The organism is Hoyosella altamirensis (assembly GCF_014191505.1).
Taxonomy (GTDB): domain Bacteria; phylum Actinomycetota; class Actinomycetes; order Mycobacteriales; family Mycobacteriaceae; genus Hoyosella; species Hoyosella altamirensis.
Genome location: NZ_JACHWS010000002.1, coordinates 429,230 through 448,443 on the forward strand (window position 1 = coordinate 429,230; position 19,214 = coordinate 448,443).

Annotated in this window: 18 protein-coding genes; 8 read left to right on the forward strand and 10 right to left on the reverse strand. The window is 63.4% G+C overall.

The window, feature by feature from the left end; translation table 11 throughout:
- Positions 1-19: 19 nt before the first annotated feature.
- On the reverse strand, positions 20-1,327 hold the full coding sequence (gene hemL / locus FHU29_RS10740; protein WP_064442353.1) for a glutamate-1-semialdehyde 2,1-aminomutase: 1,308 nt from the start codon (positions 1,325-1,327) through the stop codon (positions 20-22).
- An 84-nt stretch (positions 1,328-1,411) separates the two neighbouring features.
- Positions 1,412-1,699: an SHOCT domain-containing protein gene (locus FHU29_RS10745; protein WP_064442354.1), complete on the reverse strand. Its 288-nt coding sequence runs from the start codon at positions 1,697-1,699 to the stop codon at positions 1,412-1,414.
- Positions 1,700-1,718: 19 nt separating this feature from the next.
- On the opposite strand from FHU29_RS10745, the gene FHU29_RS10750 reads away from it, so the two are divergent.
- Positions 1,719-3,647, forward strand: a complete 1,929-nt coding sequence (locus tag FHU29_RS10750) for an acyl-CoA dehydrogenase family protein (protein ID WP_064442364.1) — start codon at positions 1,719-1,721, stop codon at positions 3,645-3,647.
- A gap of 42 nt (positions 3,648-3,689) precedes the next feature.
- On the opposite strand, the gene rlmB is transcribed toward FHU29_RS10750, so the two are convergent.
- The 4 genes from rlmB to FHU29_RS10770 all read right to left on the reverse strand — a co-directional run bounded on the left by rlmB (position 3,690) and on the right by FHU29_RS10770 (position 7,255).
- The gene (rlmB, locus tag FHU29_RS10755) at positions 3,690-4,661 is read right to left on the reverse strand and encodes a 23S rRNA (guanosine(2251)-2'-O)-methyltransferase RlmB (protein WP_064442355.1); all 972 of its coding nucleotides are present in this window, start codon (positions 4,659-4,661) and stop codon (positions 3,690-3,692) included.
- A gap of 24 nt (positions 4,662-4,685) precedes the next feature.
- Positions 4,686-6,092 (reverse strand): cysteine--tRNA ligase, encoded by a 1,407-nt coding sequence (gene cysS / locus FHU29_RS10760; RefSeq protein ID WP_064442356.1) that lies wholly within the window; start codon positions 6,090-6,092, stop codon positions 4,686-4,688.
- A 55-nt stretch (positions 6,093-6,147) separates the two neighbouring features.
- Positions 6,148-6,615 (reverse strand): 2-C-methyl-D-erythritol 2,4-cyclodiphosphate synthase, encoded by a 468-nt coding sequence (ispF, locus tag FHU29_RS10765; protein WP_041451392.1) that lies wholly within the window; start codon positions 6,613-6,615, stop codon positions 6,148-6,150.
- 154 nt (positions 6,616-6,769) lie between these two features.
- Complete coding sequence (locus FHU29_RS10770; protein WP_013805164.1) at positions 6,770-7,255, reverse strand: CarD family transcriptional regulator; 486 nt, start codon at positions 7,253-7,255, stop codon at positions 6,770-6,772.
- Between the two features lie 432 nt (positions 7,256-7,687).
- On the opposite strand from FHU29_RS10770, the gene FHU29_RS10775 reads away from it, so the two are divergent.
- The 3 genes from FHU29_RS10775 to disA all read left to right on the forward strand — a co-directional run bounded on the left by FHU29_RS10775 (position 7,688) and on the right by disA (position 11,077).
- Positions 7,688-8,323, forward strand: coding sequence for a copper chaperone PCu(A)C domain-containing protein (locus FHU29_RS10775; protein ID WP_083962550.1), 636 nt, complete (start codon positions 7,688-7,690; stop codon positions 8,321-8,323).
- Positions 8,324-8,421: 98 nt separating this feature from the next.
- Positions 8,422-9,876, forward strand: coding sequence for a DNA repair protein RadA (gene radA / locus FHU29_RS10780; protein WP_064442357.1), 1,455 nt, complete (start codon positions 8,422-8,424; stop codon positions 9,874-9,876).
- Positions 9,877-9,997: 121 nt separating this feature from the next.
- Positions 9,998-11,077, forward strand: coding sequence for a DNA integrity scanning diadenylate cyclase DisA (gene disA / locus FHU29_RS10785; RefSeq protein WP_064442366.1), 1,080 nt, complete (start codon positions 9,998-10,000; stop codon positions 11,075-11,077).
- Between the two features lie 4 nt (positions 11,078-11,081).
- Here the strand turns inward: disA and FHU29_RS10790 are convergent, their stop codons facing one another.
- Positions 11,082-11,870: a DUF4232 domain-containing protein gene (locus tag FHU29_RS10790; protein WP_183377535.1), complete on the reverse strand. Its 789-nt coding sequence runs from the start codon at positions 11,868-11,870 to the stop codon at positions 11,082-11,084.
- A gap of 115 nt (positions 11,871-11,985) precedes the next feature.
- Positions 11,986-12,609, reverse strand: a complete 624-nt coding sequence (locus FHU29_RS10795) for a carbonic anhydrase (RefSeq protein ID WP_064442359.1) — start codon at positions 12,607-12,609, stop codon at positions 11,986-11,988.
- Between the two features lie 147 nt (positions 12,610-12,756).
- Between FHU29_RS10795 and FHU29_RS10800 the strand changes: the two genes are divergently transcribed.
- On the forward strand, positions 12,757-13,629 hold the full coding sequence (locus FHU29_RS10800; protein WP_064442360.1) for an HhH-GPD family protein: 873 nt from the start codon (positions 12,757-12,759) through the stop codon (positions 13,627-13,629).
- A gap of 8 nt (positions 13,630-13,637) precedes the next feature.
- On the opposite strand, the gene FHU29_RS10805 is transcribed toward FHU29_RS10800, so the two are convergent.
- Positions 13,638-14,183 carry a transposase family protein gene (locus tag FHU29_RS10805; RefSeq protein WP_183377536.1) on the reverse strand — a complete coding sequence of 182 codons (546 nt, stop codon included), beginning with the start codon at positions 14,181-14,183 and terminating at the stop codon, positions 13,638-13,640.
- Between the two features lie 176 nt (positions 14,184-14,359).
- Between FHU29_RS10805 and FHU29_RS23665 the strand changes: the two genes are divergently transcribed.
- Positions 14,360-16,441 carry a zinc ribbon domain-containing protein gene (locus tag FHU29_RS23665; protein ID WP_183377537.1) on the forward strand — a complete coding sequence of 694 codons (2,082 nt, stop codon included), beginning with the start codon at positions 14,360-14,362 and terminating at the stop codon, positions 16,439-16,441.
- Between the two features lie 8 nt (positions 16,442-16,449).
- On the opposite strand, the gene FHU29_RS10815 is transcribed toward FHU29_RS23665, so the two are convergent.
- Positions 16,450-17,184: an alpha/beta fold hydrolase gene (locus FHU29_RS10815; protein ID WP_083962430.1), complete on the reverse strand. Its 735-nt coding sequence runs from the start codon at positions 17,182-17,184 to the stop codon at positions 16,450-16,452.
- A 90-nt stretch (positions 17,185-17,274) separates the two neighbouring features.
- Between FHU29_RS10815 and FHU29_RS10820 the strand changes: the two genes are divergently transcribed.
- Complete coding sequence (locus FHU29_RS10820; protein WP_064441401.1) at positions 17,275-17,595, forward strand: antibiotic biosynthesis monooxygenase family protein; 321 nt, start codon at positions 17,275-17,277, stop codon at positions 17,593-17,595.
- 164 nt (positions 17,596-17,759) lie between these two features.
- Entirely contained in the window at positions 17,760-19,196 is a 1,437-nt protein-coding gene (locus FHU29_RS10825; protein ID WP_183377538.1) for a serine hydrolase, read from the forward strand.
- Positions 19,197-19,214 lie beyond the last annotated feature (18 nt).

A 19,214-nucleotide genomic window follows, 5' to 3' on the forward strand; every position in this document is an offset into this window, starting at 1 on the left:
TTAATTCGGTCAGGCGGGTTCACGCTCTGACTGGCTCTGGTGGTGATGCCTCTGCTGCCGCACGTGCAGCCGCTGGCATCGCATCCGCGATCACCGCGAACGCCTCGTCGTCGAGGGCTGCCGAGACGAACCACGCCTCGAAAGCACTCGGTGGCGCATACACCCCGCGCTCAAGCAGTGCGTGGAAGAACGCCGGGTACCGCCATGTCTCGCTGGCCTTGACCTGTGCATAGTTTTGCACGGGCTCGCCAGTGAAGAACACGCTCACCATGGTGCCCGCTGATTGCACGCGATGGGAAATCCCGATCGTTCGCAGCGCCTCAGCAAGGAGATCACGCAACGCGGCGTGATTCTTCCGCAGTGCGGCGTACACCTCTGGTGTCGCGTGCCGCAGAGTGGCCAGCCCGGCGGCAACAGCGACGGGGTTACCTGACAGCGTGCCGGCCTGATACACAGACCCCGACGGCGCCAGATGCTCCATCACGTCGGCGCGCCCGCCGAACGCCGCGGCCGGAAGGCCGCCGCTCATGACCTTTCCAAACGTGTACAGATCCCCTGCAACGCCTTCTAGGCCGTACCAGCCTGCCGCGCTCACCCGGAAACCCGTCATCACCTCATCCATGATGAGCAGCGCGCCGTTTTCGCTGCACGCACGTTGCAGTCCGGCGTTGAAGCCGGGGAGTGGTGCGACGGCACCCATGTTTCCCACAGCGGCTTCGGTGATCACTGCTGCAATTTCGCCCGGGTGCGCGGCGAACGCCTGATGCACGGCCTCCAGGTCGTTGTAAGGCAGCACGATTGTGTCGCCCGCCTGGGCGCCTGTGACTCCTGGAGAGGTCGGCAGCGCGAAGGTGGCGACACCCGAACCGGCGTGAGCGAGAAGCGAATCAACATGACCGTGGTAACAACCGGCGAACTTTATGATTTTCGCCCTGCCGGTGTAGCCGCGAGCCAGTCGGACCGCACTCATTGTCGCTTCGGTCCCAGAGTTGACGAGACGGACGCGATCGACGGGAGCGACACGCTGGACGATCTCTTCGGCGAGTTCGACCTCAGCCTCAGTGGGCGCACCGAATGACAGACCCTTGACCGCAGCTTCCCGCACGGCTTCAACAACAGCGGGATGCGCGTGCCCCAGAATCATCGGGCCCCACGAACACACCAAGTCGACGTAGCGGTTGCCGTCCGCGTCGAAGAGCCAGCACCCCCGGGCCTCACGTATGAAGCGCGGCACCCCTCCCACAGCGCCGAACGCGCGAACTGGTGAGTTGACGCCGCCGGGAATTACTGCCGATGCCCTTTCGAACAGCCGGGCGGACTGCTGCATACCTGAATGCTCGTCGGGAGATTTCACGGCTTCCAGTGTTCCAGCCCGCCGCGAATCCGTCGACGACGGGGTGTAGTAAGCGTTCTAACGTTCGTCTTCCTCATCCATCCGCAGGATTGCCTGTTTTTCGATGAACTCGATTTCATCGATCTCCCCCGCGGCGAAGCGGCGACGTAATTCCTCCTCCGCTGGGCTGCGCTGCTTGAGCTGTGGGGGCGGCGGAGGCAGCTCCTGACGGGGCGGGGCGGCTTCCAGAACTCTAGCGATGATCACCAGGATCATCACTAGGGCGGCCACAGCCACGATGCCCAGCAGCAACGTCAACATGCCTCCATGATGGCCCCCAGCGAACGACCTGCCAACATCATCCATGACAGCTATCGTCGGACTCATGACGAAGACGACCGGGGAATATCTGCGCGACGCACTCGACGGGCCGTGGAAGGACATGCGCAATCAGTGCCGTGAATACCTGGCTTCGGACACGTTCACGACTGATCCGGCGCTGGACATGAAGGCTGCGAGAGCGCGCGCTCTAGAACAAATGCAGGCACTCGTCGACACTGGTTACCCTGACCACGGGTTCCGGCGGGAGAACGGTGGAACGGGTGACGCCGGCGCCGCTGTGGCCGGATTCGAGATGCTCGCGCAGGCCGACCTCTCGCTGACCGTCAAAGCTGGCGTCCAGTGGGGTCTTTTCGGTGGCGCCATCGAGAATCTCGGTACTGAACGCCACCACGAGAAGTACATCCGGCCGCTGATGAAACTCGATCTGCTTGGGTGTTACGCGATGACGGAGTCAGGTCACGGCAGTGACGTGCAGCATCTCGAGACCACCGCCACTTATGACGCGGAGACTCAGGAATTCATCATCCACTCGCCTACCCCCTCAGCGCGGAAGGACTACATCGGCGGCGCCGCTGAACACGCAACAGTAGCTGCGGTATTCGCACAGCTGATCACTGAGGGCGAGTCACACGGAGTGCACTGCTTTGTGGTGCCGATCCGTGACGGAAACGGCGGTGACCTCGCTGGCGTCACCACATCGGACTGTGGCGCGAAGGGCGGGCTCCCCGGCGTCGACAACGGCCGCATCATCTTCGATAACGTCCGTATCCCCCGGGAGAACCTGCTCAACCGGTATGCGGACGTGGACGAGGACGGTACCTACCGTTCGGAAATCGAGAACGACAGTCGCCGCTTCTTCACCACGCTCGGCACGTTAGTCCGCGGTCGCGTCAGTGTCGGGGGCGGTGCGGCCGCAGCAGCGCGGCTCGCTTTGACAATTGCGACCCGCTACGCGCTGAAGCGGCGTCAGTTCCGGCCTGCGCCGGGCGAACCGGAGACGGTGCTGCTTGACTACCGCATGCACCAGCGGCGCCTCCTGCCGCTCATCGCTAAGTCGTACGCTTACGCCTTCGCACAGAACGATCTGACGCGCAAGATGCATCTGATCCAGACTGGGCAAAACAAGGATCCTCAGGGTCAGCGCGCACTGGAAAAGCGCGCTGCGGGCCTCAAAGCGGCGCAAACCTGGCACGCGACGCGCACTATCCAGGAGTGCCGCGAAGCGTGTGGCGGTGCGGGTTACCTCGCCGAGAACAGGCTCACCACACTCAAGGCTGATACCGATGTTTTCACCTCATTCGAAGGCGACAACGTCGTTCTCACGCAGCTGGTCGCGAAGGAACTGCTCACCGCGTACTCCGATGAGGTACGCGACTATGACGCGCTCGACTGGGTCAAATTCGCGGCGACGATGGCGCGCGACGTTGTACGCGAGAAGTCCGGGGTACGGCAACTGATCCAGACCCTGTCCGATCGCAGCAACGAAACAGTCGAGGAAGGGGACCTCTCGAAACGTGCTGTGCAGCTTCAGCTTCTCGCGGACCGGGAAGACTACCTGGTTCGCACGGCGGCGCAGCGCCTCCGGAATGGGACAAAGGAACTCGGCACACCATTCAAAGCCTTCAACAATGCGCAGGAGCACATCCTGTCAGCAGGTTCTGCGCACATTGATCGTCTCGTACTCGAGTCGTTCATCGAAGGACTGGACTTAATTCACGACGACGAGGCGCGCGCCATCGCAGAACTCGTCTGCGATCTGTTCGTCTTCACGACCCTCGAACAGCACCGGGACTGGTACATCATGCACCGGTTCCTCTCGGTGGAGCGCGCCAAAGCGGTCCGTCGCGGAGTCAACGAACTTGTCGAAAAGCTCCGGCCTCATGCGCGAACACTCGTCGATGCGTTTGGCATCCCCGACGCTATGCTGCGTGCCGAGATGCTGGATGACGCGAGCGTGTACGTACGCGAATAGACCCAGAGTGCACCGTGGTGCCGCCGGTGCAGAAGCCCACGCTTACTGCGACCGGCGGCGCTGCCGTGCAATGTCCGCGAGGACCACACCCGCAGCGACTGACGCATTGAGTGATTCCACATCACCAGCCATGGGCACGCTCACGATGACGTCGCACGTTTCCTTGACAAGCCGGGAGAGCCCCTTGCCTTCGGAGCCTACGACCAGCACAAGCGGCATGTCGGTGCTCGTGAACTCATCTAGGGGTACCGCTCCCTCGGAGTCGAGCCCAGCGATGAAGTACCCACTTTCGGCGAATGCTTTCAGGGCGCGTGTCAGGTTCGTTGCCCGCGCGACCGGCACACGAGCCGCAGCACCCGCGCTCGTCCGCCATGCGACCGCAGTGACGCTTGCCGATCGGCGTTCAGGAATCAGGACACCGTTCCCGCCGAATGCAGCGGTTGAGCGAATCACCGCGCCCAAGTTCCGTGGGTCTGTGATGTTGTCGAGCGCCACCACCAGACCGGGCTGATCGCTGCTGCGGCTGGCGTCGACCAGTTCCTCAGGATGCGCATACTGATACGGCGGTACCTGGAGCGCAACGCCCTGATGCAGGCCGTTGGTCGTCATCTTGTCGAGGTCACCTCGCGGCACCTCGAGGATGGAGATTCCGCGCTCGCCCGCGTAGTGGACGGCCTCCGTGACCCGCTCGTCAGGCTCGTTGCCAACAGCGAGGAACAAGGCCGTGGCAGGCACGCCGGCACGCAGGCACTCCACCACTGGGTTCCGTCCGAGCACGAGCTCAGGACCCTCAGCCGCACGCTTGCGCGCCGCCTGGGTCTGTGACTTGCTTTGCTTCAGCCGCGCCGCTGCCGCCGCACGCCGGGCTGCCGGGTGGCCGACGCGCATCTCGGCGGGCGGGGTGGCGCCCCGACCGGACAGCCCGCGTTTCCGCTTGCCGCCTGAACCTTTGGTCGCGCCCTTCTTCGACCCTGCTTTGCGCACTGCGCCTTGCCGGCGTGAATTACCCGCCATGATGTCCCCGTTTCTCGCTGACCGTCAGCGGTCAGTCTTCAATGCCCATTCTGGCCCTGCTGGAGTGTCCGTGATTTCAATACCGACGGCGAATAGCCGGTCCCTGATGTCGTCGGCCAATGCCCAGTCTTTATCGACGCGAGCTTGCTGTCTGCGCTCGAGTTCCGCCCTCACTAGTACGTCGAGGGCAGCGAGCGCCGCTCCGTCGCCAGCGTCACCGATCTCGTGCCAGTGTTCATCGAGTGGGTCGACGCCGAGGATGCCTAGCATCCCCCGCGCCTGGCTCGCGAGCACACGCGCCTTCTCGCCATCACCGGATTCGAGTGCGGTGTTGGCGTTGCCTATCGTGTGGTGGATTTCGGCCAACGCCGCGGGCACTCCCAGATCGTCGTTAAGCGCGGCTTCGAATGCGTCCGTCCAAGGGCCCACTGAAACCGCACCAGCCCGCCGCTCTACCCGGCTGAAGAATGCCTCAATTCGCCGGTACGCTGCGGCCGCTTCCTGCAGCGCGTGCTCGGAATACTCGAGCATCGACCGGTAATGCGCGCTTCCAAGGTAGTAGCGAAGCTCCTGCGGCCGGACCCGCTCCAGCACCGCTGGGATAGACAAAGTATTGCCCAGCGACTTTGACATTTTTTCCCCGCCGAGGGTGACCCACCCATTGTGCAGCCAGTGCTGCGCGAAGCGATCTCCCGCTGCCCGGCTCTGTGCGATCTCATTCTCGTGGTGCGGGAAGACCAAGTCGAGGCCTCCGCAGTGAATATCGAATTCTGGCCCCAGATAGGCAGATGCCATGGCCGAACATTCCAGATGCCAGCCGGGGCGGCCCGGTCCCCATGGGGTCGGCCACGATGGTTCGCCCGGCTTCGCCGCCTTCCACAACGTGAAGTCACGTGGATCCTGCTTATGGAGTCCCGCGCCTTCACCTTGGTGGACGTCATCGAGCCTGTGGCCCGATAGCGCTCCGTACTCAGCGAAGCTACGCACGTCGAAGTACACGTCACCGCCAGCGGCGTAGGCATGACCACGCTCGATGAGACGCTCGATCATCTCGATCATCTGGGTGATGTGTCCCGTGGCGCGCGGCGCGACGGACGGCGGCAACACCCCGAGCTGGTCGTACGCCCTCTCGAAGGCACGCTCGTAAGTCGTCGCCCATTCCCACCAGGGACGGCCGGCCTCGGCCGCCTTGGTAAGTATTTTGTCGTCGATATCGGTGACATTGCGCACGAATGTCACGTCGTATCCCTGCGCGCTGAGCCAGCGCCGCAGCACATCAAAGGCAACTCCGCTGCGCACATGACCGATGTGTGGTTCACCCTGCACCGTGGCACCGCACAGGTACACCGACACCTTCCCCGGAGTGAGGGGCGTGAAGTCGCGCAGGGTCCGCGACTCGGTGTCGAAAAGGCGCAAGGTCGGCGAGGTCACGGCGGAATCCTACTTGGTGTAGTGACGCACATCCGAATCTGACAGGCGGCGCGAGCTATGCTTCGGTCTCCACCAGTGCGGTCGCAACGGCGGCCATGCCTTCCCCGCGCCCCGTGAGACCCAGACCGTCGGTCGTCGTCGCCGAGACCGAAACCGGTGCACCCAAGATGCCGGATAGGACCCTTTCTGCTTCGGCACGGCGTGGACCGACCCGCGGGCGGTTACCAATGATCTGCACTGCAGCGTTACCCACCGTCATACCGGCGACACCCACGAGCCGACGCACTTCGGTGAGAAGTTGCGCACCGCTCGCGCCCGACCATTCCGGGCGGCCCGTGCCGAAAACTGATCCAAGGTCACCCAGGCCAGCGGCCGAAAGCACGGCGTCGCACAAAGCGTGCGCGGCTACATCGCCATCTGAATGACCAGCACAACCGGACTCACCCTCGAACAACAGACCGGCCACCCAGCACGGTCTCCCTGGCTCGATGGGATGGACGTCAGTTCCGATTCCCACACGCATCATCGGCCTACCCTAGCGTGGCACGGATGCTCTGGCGTGCTCACCTGAATGCACGCCCCCAGGGGCTTCGCGCTTGCCGCCTGGAACAGAAACGGGCGCCCCACCAAGGAATAGCCTTGGGGAGCGCCCTGGAAAACTTGTCAGTTCAGACAGGTCAGGAGGCGACGAGAACTTCGTCGAGAAGCGTCTCCGCCTTCACGTCGTCGGTACCCTCAGCGAGCGCGAGCTCACCAACGAGAATCTGCCGTGCCTTTGCTAGCATGCGCTTCTCGCCAGCGGAAAGCCCGCGGTCCTGATCGCGGCGCCACAAATCGCGCACGACTTCTGCGACCTTGTTAACGTCACCGGACGCGAGTTTCTCGAGATTGGCCTTGTACCGGCGTGACCAGTTAGTCGGTTCCTCCGTGTGCGGCGCGCGCAGGACCTGGAAAACCTTGTCGAGCCCCTCCTGGCCAACTACGTCGCGGACGCCTACATATTCAGCGTTAGCGGCGGGAACGCGCACCGTGAGATCGCCTTGAGCGACCTTCAGTACGAGATACTCCTTTTGCTCACCCCGAATGGTTCGGGTTTCAATAGCATCGATCGTGGCTGCACCGTGATGGGGATAAACAACGGTGTCTCCGACCCTGAAATTCATATGTCCCGTACCCCTTTCGATGTGTCTATGCTAACACGAGCTGGCCCATTACGGATGGCGTCGTTGCAGGTCAGGGACTTCCATGCCCCTGACCTGCAGTCATTCCCGCAAGCAGCTGCAAACATCACATACCGATCAGTAGCGCTCTCGTAGCTACTGAAACGTCCCGTTACGCCGGAAACGCCGGAAATGAACGCACGGGCTGCGGCACCGCAGCCACCAGGCCAACTGGCGGCGCGTCCGCCGCGCGGACGCATTTGGGCCCAGCCCAGTTAGGACCCTCCAGTTAGGGACCCCCAGTTAGGGACCCTCAGTGCGCGGCAGCTTAGGGCGCCTACTACGCTGCCTAGTGAAGTTGCTTCTGCCGCGCCGGAAATTGTGCTGCGCGCGGAGGCGGCTCCATCGATACCTGAAGCCCGGGAGGACTGAAACGTGACGTCGTCTACCGCCCAGCACAATGCTGCTTTCGGCGCGCCTCGCCTGCGTTCCCGCACCCGAGTCACGCGGCTTACCGCCGCGCTGGCTGCACTGGGCGCTGGTGCCGCCCTGGCACTGACGGGCTGCGGCGCTGGCCAGGTCACGCAGACAGGCGTGACGACGCCGACAATCACCGGCAACAACGTGGACTTCGGTTCCCTGCTCCTCCGCAACGTGTACATCGCGTACGAGGATGCCGAGCAGTACCCGATCGATCCAGCGACCTCGGGTCAACTGGTGTTCACGATCGTCAACCTCAGCCCTTCGGAGTCGGACACACTCTCGAGCATCGAGTCGTTTGACGCGCAGGTGTCAATTGACGGTGATGACACCACGATCCCCGCGGGCGGCGTGCTGCGCTCCGGCACACCAGCTCTGCAGCTTTCCGCTGAAGTTGATGAGGCTGCGACCTTCGGGCCAGCGGCTAGCCAGATCACTGTGGAAGTAACGAACATGAGTTCCGCGGTGCGGCCCGGGATCGCCACGCCTTTCACCTTCACGTTCGAAGAAGCTGGCGACATTGTGGTGGACGTGCCGATCGAGCCAGGCCCCGCCGCCAAGCGCACCTACGTCCCCAGTGACGATCACTAATTATCGCTGGTCTGCAAGGGACTACGGTTTTCTATCGATCCTGGGGCCTGCGGCGCTGACACGCGCTTCTGTCAGACCACTCGCCTAGGCTCATCGCCGTGGTGAGACCCAAGACGAACTTCCGGTGTTCTGCATGTCAGCACGTCCTGGTCAAGTGGGCCGGGCGATGCCCCGAGTGCGGTGCCTGGGGGTCGATCGAGGAAGCTCCCGCCTTGTCGTCGCTCCAGAGATCGGCGCTGCAACGGTCAGCGCTGCCGGAGGCGCGCGTCGCCTCGAGCACCGGCGGGTTGCTGCCCTCGACGCCTGCGGTCCGGATCGTGGACGTCGAGGGAACAGAGGCTAAAGCTCAGCCCACCGGTATCTCGGAACTAGATCGCGTACTTGGGGGTGGCGTCGTACCTGGCGCAGTCATCCTTCTTGCCGGTGAACCTGGGGTGGGCAAGTCGACGCTGCTCCTCGAGGTGGTGCGGCAATGGGCGGCTCGCGATGTGGCCTTGTACGTGACCGGTGAAGAATCCGCAGGCCAGGTCCGTCTGCGCGCGGAACGCACCGATGCGCTGCATGAGCGCGTGATGATCGCGGCGGAATCAGACCTTGCGACAATCCTCGGACATGTCGAACAGGTGCGGCCCGGTCTGCTGATCGTCGATTCGGTGCAGACGATGCGCGCCGCGGACGTTGAAGGCATCACCGGAGGTGTCACGCAAGTGCGCGCCGTTACGAGCGCGCTGACGCATCTCGCGAAGACCTCAGGAATCGCGGTGCTGCTCATCGGACACGTCACCAAAGACGGATCCATCGCCGGTCCCCGCGCACTCGAGCACCTAGTCGACGTGGTCCTTCATTTCGAAGGTGACAAGAACTCGACGCTCCGAATGGTTCGGGGTGTGAAGAACCGTTTCGGCGCAACTGACGAAGTTGGCTGCTTCGAACTGCGGGAAAACGGGATAGCCGAAGTCAGCGACCCGTCGGGGTTGTTCCTCCATCACCATAACGACACGGTGCCAGGCACTTCCATCACTGTAGCGATGGACGGGAAGCGGCCTCTGCTCGGCGAAGTTCAAGCACTGGTGGCGGGCAACGGCATCCCCTCACCGCGGCGCGCTGTCAGCGGCCTCGATTCCGCTCGAGTCGCCATGATCCTCGCCGTCCTCGAACGCCGTTGCGCGCTGTCACTTGCCGGCTCCGAGGTTTACGCGGCCACAGTGGGCGGCATGCGAGTCACAGAGCCGGCAGCCGATCTCGCCATCGCTCTTGCCGTGGCGTCTGGATCACGCGATCGGGTGCTGCCTCCGCGAACAGTTGTTCTCGGTGAAGTCGGCCTCGCCGGAGAGATCCGCCCGGTACCGGGTGTAGCACGCCGAATCCAGGAAGCCGCGCGTCTGGGCTTCACGAACGCAATCGTCCCCGCGGGGTCCGGCACGCTCCCCGTGGGCGTTGCGGTGGCCGAGGTAAGCACGGTTAGCGAGGCACTCACGCTGCTCGGCAAGCCTGCCCCGCCGGAGAGTACGCGCGCCGGGCCACCGCTCAGCTTCGTGGGCAGCAGGGCCTGAGAAGGCGGGGGTCAGGGAGCCGTCCAGTAATCTGGCCGGAAAGCTCGTTCACAAACGTTCGCCAATGACACACTGACTGATACACGCAGTGATACAAACTGTCGAAGCACAGGAAGTTGCCGTGACCCTCGATCACTCGCCGGTACTTGTCGACACAATCGCCCGACTGGCGCCTGGAACTGGCCTGAGAGATGCCCTGGAACGCATTCTTCGCGGACGTACCGGAGCGCTGATCGTCCTGGGCTACGACGATGCGATCGAACGCCTATGTGACGGCGGTTTCGTCCTCGACATCCAATTCGCACCCACGAGGCTTCGTGAACTCGCAAAGATGGACGGTGCGGTTGTTCTCTCGACCGACGGTTCCCGGATCGTACGAGCCAACGTTCAGCTTGTTCCGGATTCGACGATCCCGACCGAGGAGTCCGGCACTCGCCATCGGACGGCTGAGCGCACCGCGATCCAGACCGGCTTCCCCGTCATTTCGGTAAGTCAGTCGATGAGTATCGCTAGCGTTTACGTCGCGGGAACACGTCACGTCCTGGAGGACACCGCAACGATTCTCTCCCGTGCGAACCAGGCCATCGCCACGCTCGAACGCTACAGAATGCGACTCGACCAAGTCACTCGAGCGCTGGGCGTCGCTGAAATAGACGACTTCGTCAGCCTTCGTGATGCGCTCACAGTTATTCAGCGGCTCGAAATGGTGCGGAGAATTTCGAGCGAGATCGACCGCTCCGTCATTGAACTGGGCACGGGCGGGCGGCAAGTCGCGCTGCAGCTCGAAGAGTTGCTCGGCGACAATGAGGTCGCTCGCCGCCTGGTACTGCTCGACTACGTCCGCGCCGGCGGGCCGGCCAGTGACCAGCACATCGATCGCGTGCTGGCGGCTCTTGAAAGCCTGTCCGACGGGGCTCTGCTCGATCTGACGGAAATTGCTCACGTACTGGGCTACTCCCGCGCAGTGGAGACTCTGGACACAGCAGTCGAGCCGCGCGGGTATCGCCTCCTGAGCCAGCTTCCGCGACTGCCCTTTAGTCAGATCGAACGACTTATCGGCACATTCGGCAGCCTGCAGAAGCTCCTGGCTGCGAGCTCGACGGAATTTCAGACCGTGGATGGCATCAGTGGCTTCCGGGCACGCCACATCTCGGAAGGCCTCTCCCGGCTCGCTGGTTCCACTCTGGAAAACCAGTTCTGACCGGTTACGGTCCACTCTCGGGACTTGGGGGTGGTGATTCGGATTCGGGTTCAGGCTCGGGTGCGTCTGGATCGAAAATCGCGAACTCGACGGGTTCAGCGGAAATTTCGCCCACTTGGGCGAACACCCGGTAGACACCCGAATCGACCGCGTCACGTGGCCCGAAACATCCCGGCGCCGAGCCCGTGCCTGACCAGGTGATGGCAAACGCCGCCTGATCACCAGGGGCGAGAGTCCACACATCGCGGCCAGTTGTTGGCGCGCAGTCCGTGTTCACCCACACCCGGCGATCATTTTCCACAGCACGCACCGAGATCTGCTGAACCGCTGGCCCCAGATCTCGCGCACATGTCGTGTCACCGATGTTCGTCACGACCACACCAAACCTGGGCTGGTCCCCAATCGGATACTCCGCGCGATCGATTGTCGCCCGTACCGAAAGCGAACTATCAGCGCAGGGGCCTTCAGCGACTTTGACTTCCTCGTCGTCATCGAGATCGTCATCGAGGTCGTCCTCATCGTCACCACGGGCGTCAGGATCGCGTTTCGGCACCTCAGAGGCTGTTTCATCGGGTGTTTTCTGGGCGGACGTTGCCGTGCCAGAGGCCTGGACATCAGTCGGGTCCTCCGCCCCGGAACCGGCGAACGCCCTGATCCCGACGAGGATCCCCGCGATGATGCCACCGAGGAGTACCAGCAAAATTACGGCAGCAGCGATCCTGCGACGCCGATAAACCTCTGGAGGGTGCGGCAAGCGCCTTGACTGGGCGGGACGGTAACGAGGATCGTGCACGTCACTAACGGTAAGCGCGGGAGGCGATCTCACCCCGCTAGAGGCGTCGCGTGTCGCTGCAGTGAGGCTGAACTCTCAGTTTCGGGATGTGACCGGGCGGTCCACGCCCGTGTCGTCAGTCAACCTCGCCGACATCACCGACGACGGTGCGCAGCCTAATCTGACCTTCAGCCAGATTGTAGGTGGCGCCAACGATCGCACAGCGACCATCCGCGATCCGCTCCGCAAGCACTCTCGACCGGCCGGTCAGCAGTTTCGAGGTCTCCCGGACATGCTGCGCCTCAAATTCGTCGACTGTCGTCAGTCCGTCCTGGCGCGCGCGGAGCAGCGATGGGGTCACCCGTTCGATGATGTCACGGACGAAACCCTCGGGCATGTCCCCCCCGTCAAGCGTTGCCAGCGCTGCAGCTACGGCTCCACACTTATCGTGGCCGAGCACCACAATCAGCGGGACGTTGAGAACCCCGACGCCGTATTCGATCGACCCAAGGACCGCGCTATCGACGACGTGACCGGCGGTGCGGATCACGAACATCTGCCCGAGGCCCTGGTCGAATATGATTTCTGCGGCGACGCGAGAGTCTGCGCAGCCAAAAATGATCGCGGTGGGGTGCTGGGCGTCCACAAGCTTTGCGCGGTCGTCAATCCCCTGACTAGGGTGCAGGGGCTTACCACTGACGAAACGCTCGTTACCCTCTTTAAGGGCTTTCCAGGCAGAGACCGGATTGGATGACGGCATGCTTCTATTCTGCACTGTCAATCGTGCCGGGTCGCCTCACCTGAACTACAGAAATCTCACAATCTAGCTGGGAAGAACCTGGTTGACAGGCCGAAATCCCCGCATCGGGCAAGGTGTAAAGACTTCATGAAGAATAGCTACTCGTGCATGAATATCGATGCTGAGGTTCTCGTAACATGGTTTCGCGAATCAGCTCGCGATCTCCCCTGGCGCCGCCCAGGCGTGACGGGGTGGCAGATCCTGATGAGCGAAATCATGCTGCAGCAGACACCCGTTGCCCGGGTCGCGCCGGTGTGGGAAGAGTGGGTGCAGCGCTGGCCCCGCCCCTCGTCGCTCGCCGCGGTATCGCCCGCTGAAGTAGTGCGAGCCTGGGGCAAACTCGGCTATCCCCGCCGCGCACTGCGCCTGCACGAATGCGCCTCACACCTGGCTCAGAAGTACAACGATGAGGTTCCCGCGGACATCGAGATCCTCCTGACCTTGCCAGGGGTTGGCGACTACACCGCGCGAGCGGTCGCATGCTTCGCGTACGGCCAGTCCGTGCCCGTCGTGGACATCAACGTGCGGCGAGTTATCGCGCGCGCCGTACACGGGCAGGCGGAGCCCGGTAACCCCGCTGCCAAAAGAGACCTCAACGACGCGAGCGCGCTCCTGCCCATCCGCGATGGTGCAGTTTTCTCAGCCGCGATGATGGAGCTCGGCGCCACGGTCTGCACCGCGCGCTCACCCCAATGCGCGGTCTGTCCGGTGACAGCATGCGCGTGGCTCCGCGCTGGCCGTCCCGCCCATGAAGGTCCCCGTCGCCGCACCCAGCGATACGCGGGCACGGACCGCCAAGTGCGCGGACGCATACTCGATGTGCTCCGTGGCGCAACTGGCCCCGTTGATCGAGCCCGCATCGACGCCGTGTGGCTGACCGACCCGACGCAACGCGATCGCGCGCTGGGCTCGCTCCTCGAAGACGGTCTGGTCGAACAGACTGCACAGGGATTGTTCGCGCTTGCTGGTGAAGCCGGCTAAGAGTTGATTCATAAGTACCTGCCGTAGTTGGGGTTGTAGAGGAAGGCGACTGCGCGGGCGGGGTGGTTGATGTTGTTGCCGCGTCTGCGACATTGCCGAAGCATTTGCCAGTCCTTCATCCTCGCGAGGATGTGCTCGATCCTGGCCCGGATTTTCCGGTGCGCGGCATGACGTTGCTCGTCGGTTTTCGGTGGAGGGAGGGTCGCGCCGGGCAGGGAGCGGTAGCCGCCGTCGGTCAACGTGGTCACTCCAGCGGGCAGGTTCACGGTCGCTTTGGCGACTATGATGTCGTTGCGGTTGCCCGGCCAAGCCCGACCGACGTGAACGATCCGTCTGGTGGTGGTCGCGAGGACGTGGATGGTGACCGACCTGCGGTAATTCTTGCTCGGCCTGGTCAGCGACTGGTCGTGCACCGGGATCAGTGTGTTGTCCAACAACAATGTCTCACCATGACGAGCACCGCCACCATCGTCGAACAAGGCCGGTACGGCTGGGAGCAGGTCCCGGATGATGCGGTGCGCGGTGGATTGACTGGTTCCGAAGATCGCCGCCAACGCGCGTTCGGTCAGGTCAGTCCGGTCAGGGCATGGATATCGGCTGGTCCGAGCGTTCTGGTTCGCATACGTTGTTCATGCCGGTCACCTCTGACATTTATGAGAATCGATGAGGCGACTTCTCGTGAGCGCTGGGATTGAAAAACTTGTCGTACCGGCGTGCTTTGCTGGATATCGTGACCAGTTCGACGAGTGTTCCGGCTCCTGCGCGGCGTACGCGCGGGCGCTCGAAGACGGCGAATTGGCGCCGCCCGGAACAGGTGGCTGTCATAGCCCTGGAGTTGGATGTGTCCGCCGACTCGGTGATGCGCAGGCGCGTCGAGCAGCATTGGTCCGCAGTGTTCCGGTTGCGTCGCGCATTGCAGCGTGATGCCCGCAACGCGTGTACCGCGTATCTGGCCGCGCACCGTGAACGCGAGACTGGTTACAAAGCGGTCCTGGCACGGTTGGGGCTGTCGCGCAAAGGTGTTGAGGCTCGCGCGAAAACCCATGCGGAGGACTCGGGGTGGATGCGTGATCACCTGACCAAAGCCACCGGCCTGCATGTCGCTGACGAGGTGTGGGAAACGTGTGACCGGTTCCTGTTCCCCGACCGCACCGGCAAGAGGTTCGGCACACCGCAGATCGGGTCGTGGTGGAACTTCGCCCGCATCCCAGGCCGCGCCCGCTCGCACACCAAAACACAGCCGACGTGGGAAACGTACCGACTCGTCGGAACCCTGCAAGGCCACCTCGACACCTACAGCACCACACCCGGCCTGAGCGTCGATCAGGCTATTGTCGCCGCTGCGGGCGCATCGGTGCTGACGCAGCCGAAACACCTCACCGCACCGTCCCGGCCTCCCCGTACGTGGTGGGACCACACCGGCGCTCTTGCCGTCGTCTACACCGGCCTGCCCGGCGGGGACCTGGTCCTGCCGGTACGGCTGCCGCAAGGGGCTGGGCAGTGGCCGCGCCTGGCGCATTTCCTGGCCGACCCGAACCTGTGGCACAAGATCGACCTGGTGCGGGTGAGGGACCGCCACGCTCCCGGCGGCTGGCGCTACCAGGCTCACCTGGTGATCCTCGGCCACGGGTGGACCAGCCCAGCCGTCGCTGCCGCGCGTGCCGCGGCACCGTTGGATCGGTGTGCCGGGGTGGACGGCAACGTCTCCAACATCGCCATCGCCTCCTTCCCCAATCCCGGCGACTACTCCGGCGTGGTGCTAACTTCACGCGTCACGATCACCGGCGAGCAGAGGGCTGTGACCGAACGTGAAGCACATAAGGCCAGAGGTCGCCAGCGCGCTCTGGACCGATCACGCCGCGCCAACAACACCAGCCAGTACCGGCTGAGCAGAAAGCAGCGAGCCCGAGCACAACGCCGGGCCGCCGCTGGTCTGGAACCCAAACAGGTGACCACACCGGGCGGTGCCCGTCACGCGAACGGTGCCGGAGTGCCTAAACGCGCGTACCGCAGAGACGCCCTGTCCCGCCGGTACCAGCAGATTCGGGCAGATCACGCCGCAGCATCCGCAGCAGCAGCCCACCGTAAAGCCTGCTATGCCCGCGATACCGCACGAGCGATCGTCGCCACACACGGCCCGAACCTGGTCACCGAGGACGTCAGCATCCGCACCTGGGCGTTGCGGTGGGGACGAGGTATCGCAGCGTTCTCGCCCGGCATCATGCTCGCCGCGCTCACTGCCGAATGCGAAACCGCTGGTGGCCGCATGTCGAAGGCCTCGACCTGGACCACCGCGTTGTCGCAGCACTGCGTGTGCGGGGCACGGGCCAAAAAGGCGTTATCGCAACGGACGCATTCCTGTGGCGTGTGTGGATTCTCCGGCGACCGGGATATCGTGTCGGCGTTGTTGGCCGCGACCGTCACCCACGGTGCGTGCGGCAAGGACGGGACACCAGACCCGAAAACCGCGTACATAAACCACGCTGTGCGTGTACACGCGCACCAACTCGTGACCGCCGGTCACGTCCAGAACATTCCCGTCACCGGGAACGAATCACCTGTAGGAACGGCCCAGCAAGAGGGGCCGGACCGGTCAACCGTCCACCACAACCCGACACCCGCAGTGTTGGCCATTGGTGAGGACGGCAGCCACACCGTGGCCCCTGCCGGTCAAGGGGAACGCCCCGCCCTATCCCGTAACAGACCCCACCGGCAGCAGTCCCGCACACGCGGGTGGCGGTGGGGACGTCGACGGAACAGGCGGACCAGCCACACCCCCACGAAACATGAATCGGCTCACGCCGACTTATGAATCAACTCTTAGAGACCCGCGAGGAACGCTTCGACCGCGCCGCGATAGGTCTGCGGCGCTTCATCGTGGATGAGGTGCGCTGTACCCGGGACCTTGAGGTACCTAGAGGGCGCTGGCCGGGACACCTTGGACATCTCGAGCATCTGACCTGGCGGGGTGAGGCTCCACTCCCCTTCCAGAAGGAGTGCGGGGGCTTGAACGCCCTTCCACTGTTCCCAGTAGTCGCGGGTACCCCAGTGTGCAGCGATCGCACGCCACACGGGAATGTGGCCGTGCAGCCGCCAACCCGAAGTGGTGCGGTCAAAAGAGTCGAGGAAATATTGGCCCGCGACTGGCCCGAACATGGTGAACACGTCACCTGGATCGGTGAACTCGACTGGCCAGGAGTCGAACCAGCTATCCCACGGTTGTGTCGTCCTTCCGCGAAAGTCAGGCGCCATGTCTTCGACCACGACTGCGCGTATCAGTTCAGGGAAAGCTGCCGCAGCGCACCAGGCATGCAGGCTGCCCATGGAATGACCCACAAGCGTTGCCGGACCTTCGACAAGACTGACGTGCCGCAAAATCGAAGCGAGTTCAGCAACAAAGGCTTCGGTCCGGATTTCCGATTCACTCACCGCGCTGGGATCATCAGCGTCACGTCCCCGGTGAAACCGGGCGTCATAGGCATAAACGTGCCCGTAGCTGCGCAGCCAAGGGACATGGTGGCGCCAGGTTGTCCGTCGGCCCATGAGGCCATGCATCAGCACGATGGGATCGCCGTCACCGCCGAGATCGTCAAGCCCCAGATCTGGTACCACGGCAGGACACTTTACGCGAGTACGATCACGCTCATGGCAGTCGTAAAGATCAATGCAATCGAGGTGCCGGAGGGCGCCGGTGCCGAACTCGAGAAGCGTTTCGCCGCGCGCGCGGGCACAGTCGAGAACTCCCCTGGCTTCCTAGGTTTCCAGTTGCTTCGGCCTGTCAAGGGCGAGTCACGCTACTTCGTCGTGACGCAGTGGGAGTCAGAGGATGCCTTCCGCGCCTGGGCGGAGGGTCCAGCACGAGCAGCCCACGCCGGAGAGGGCGAGCGCAAACCCGTCGCGAGCGGCGCCTCGCTCCTCGAGTTCGATGTGGTCCTCGACGTGAGCCCCGCGGGCAACTCCCGATAATCAGCGCACTTTACGGTCAATTCTGGGCCAGTTCATAACAACTCGTTCTTAACAGCGACACCACCTGGTAACGGTCACACCACAGGCCCCATCGGCACCCTAGGCTCAAAGAGGACATACCGAACCGGGGTCAAATGGCCCCGCGCAGTCCCAGAGGGGGCGTTGTGCAGATCCCAGGGAGCCTAGGGAGCCGAACAGGCCGGCGAGAGCTCCGGAATCTTCGCCGAGTCGCGGTCGCAGCATCGGCATCCGCGCTGATCAGTTTCGTGGTGGCGGCGTCAGCAAGCCCTGTCGCCTTAGCCGAGCCAGTAGACACGCCACCGGAGGCATCGAGTGCCGCGGCAGTCTCAGCGATCCCCGCGGACACCCCCGCGGGATCTCACTCGGCTCACATCCTTGACCTGATCAACGGCGACGACCCCGTCTCGCCCGAAGCGGTGCGCGAGTGGACCGACCCCAGTGTGGCCGCTGCGCTCGGGCCTGACGGCCTCGCCGCACCCCTTGAACAGTTGCGCACAACCGGCCCCTACGAATTCGTCGATTACTCGGGAACGAACACCGCCGCGACAGTCACCCTGAAGACACGCACCGGACTGCCAGTTGAACTGCGCATCTACGTAAGCGCGGACAACACCGTAAATGGCCTGCTCGTTCGTCCGCACACGCCAGATATAGGCTCGTTCGACGATCTCAGCTCCGCTCTCGACATCATCGGCACCGACTACTCGATATTCGCTGCCCGAGTCGATGAGGGTGAGTGCGTGGCTGTCCACGACACAAACGGTGATCGCGCGATGCCCATGGCATCTTTGTCGAAGCTGTACGTTCTGGGCGCGGTAGCCGACGCGATCGAGGACGGCGACCTTCGCTGGAACGAGCGCTTGACGGTCACTGATGCGCTCAAGAGTCTTCCCACTGGAGAGATGCAAAATCTCGCAGACGGGAGCACCGTTACCGTCCGTGAAGCTGCAGAGAAGATGATTTCCGTCAGTGACAACACGGCAACTGACCTCCTGATCGATCGGCTCGGACGCGATGCGATCGAGGCACAAGTTGCCGCTATGGGACACCACGACCCCGACCTTCTGACGCCCTTCCCCACCACGCGCGAGACCTTCCTCCTCGGGTTTGGGAACTCTGGAAACCCGGAATTGCGTGAGACGTGGCGCGAAGCCAGCCAGGCTGATCGCATCGCGACACTCGACGCGCTTGACGGCGCGCCCCTTGATGTTGACGAAAACGCGATCATCTATCGGCCCGCCTACCCGGACGGCGTGGGGTGGTTCGCCAGCCAGCTCGATATCTGTGCCGCGTACGCCCATCTGATGGACAAAGCCACCACCGTCACCGACATCCTCGCGATCAACCCCGGACTGACACTGAGCAGCCATGACTGGTCCTACACCGGCTTCAAGGGCGGTTCGATGCCCGGCGTCCTGGCGACCACGTGGCTGCTTACCGACAATTCCGGGCAGGATTGGTACTTCGGAATTCAGCAGTCCTCTGCGGGCGCGATCGGCCTCGCGGAAAACCTTTACACCTTCGAGCTCGCGGGCAAGATCATGGGACGCAATGACGCGGCAGTTTTGCAGATCAACTAGTGTTCACGTGTCCACGAA

What these genes read in the sequence shown, in the direction of transcription:
- FHU29_RS10815 (WP_083962430.1), bottom strand. Translation starts at nt 17,184, where the DNA reads ATGCATGGCCTCATGGGCCGACGGACAACCTGGCGCCACCATGTCCCT.
- FHU29_RS10745 (WP_064442354.1), bottom strand. Translation starts at nt 1,699, where the DNA reads ATGGATGATGTTGGCAGGTCGTTCGCTGGGGGCCATCATGGAGGCATG.
- FHU29_RS10820 (WP_064441401.1), top strand. Translation starts at nt 17,275, where the DNA reads ATGGCAGTCGTAAAGATCAATGCAATCGAGGTGCCGGAGGGCGCCGGT.
- FHU29_RS10750 (WP_064442364.1), top strand. Translation starts at nt 1,719, where the DNA reads ATGACGAAGACGACCGGGGAATATCTGCGCGACGCACTCGACGGGCCG.
- ispF (WP_041451392.1), bottom strand. Translation starts at nt 6,615, where the DNA reads ATGCGTGTGGGAATCGGAACTGACGTCCATCCCATCGAGCCAGGGAGA.
- rlmB (WP_064442355.1), bottom strand. Translation starts at nt 4,661, where the DNA reads ATGGCGGGTAATTCACGCCGGCAAGGCGCAGTGCGCAAAGCAGGGTCG.
- FHU29_RS10770 (WP_013805164.1), bottom strand. Translation starts at nt 7,255, where the DNA reads ATGAATTTCAGGGTCGGAGACACCGTTGTTTATCCCCATCACGGTGCA.
- hemL (WP_064442353.1), bottom strand. Translation starts at nt 1,327, where the DNA reads ATGCAGCAGTCCGCCCGGCTGTTCGAAAGGGCATCGGCAGTAATTCCC.
- FHU29_RS10800 (WP_064442360.1), top strand. Translation starts at nt 12,757, where the DNA reads ATGAATATCGATGCTGAGGTTCTCGTAACATGGTTTCGCGAATCAGCT.
- FHU29_RS10795 (WP_064442359.1), bottom strand. Translation starts at nt 12,609, where the DNA reads ATGCCGTCATCCAATCCGGTCTCTGCCTGGAAAGCCCTTAAAGAGGGT.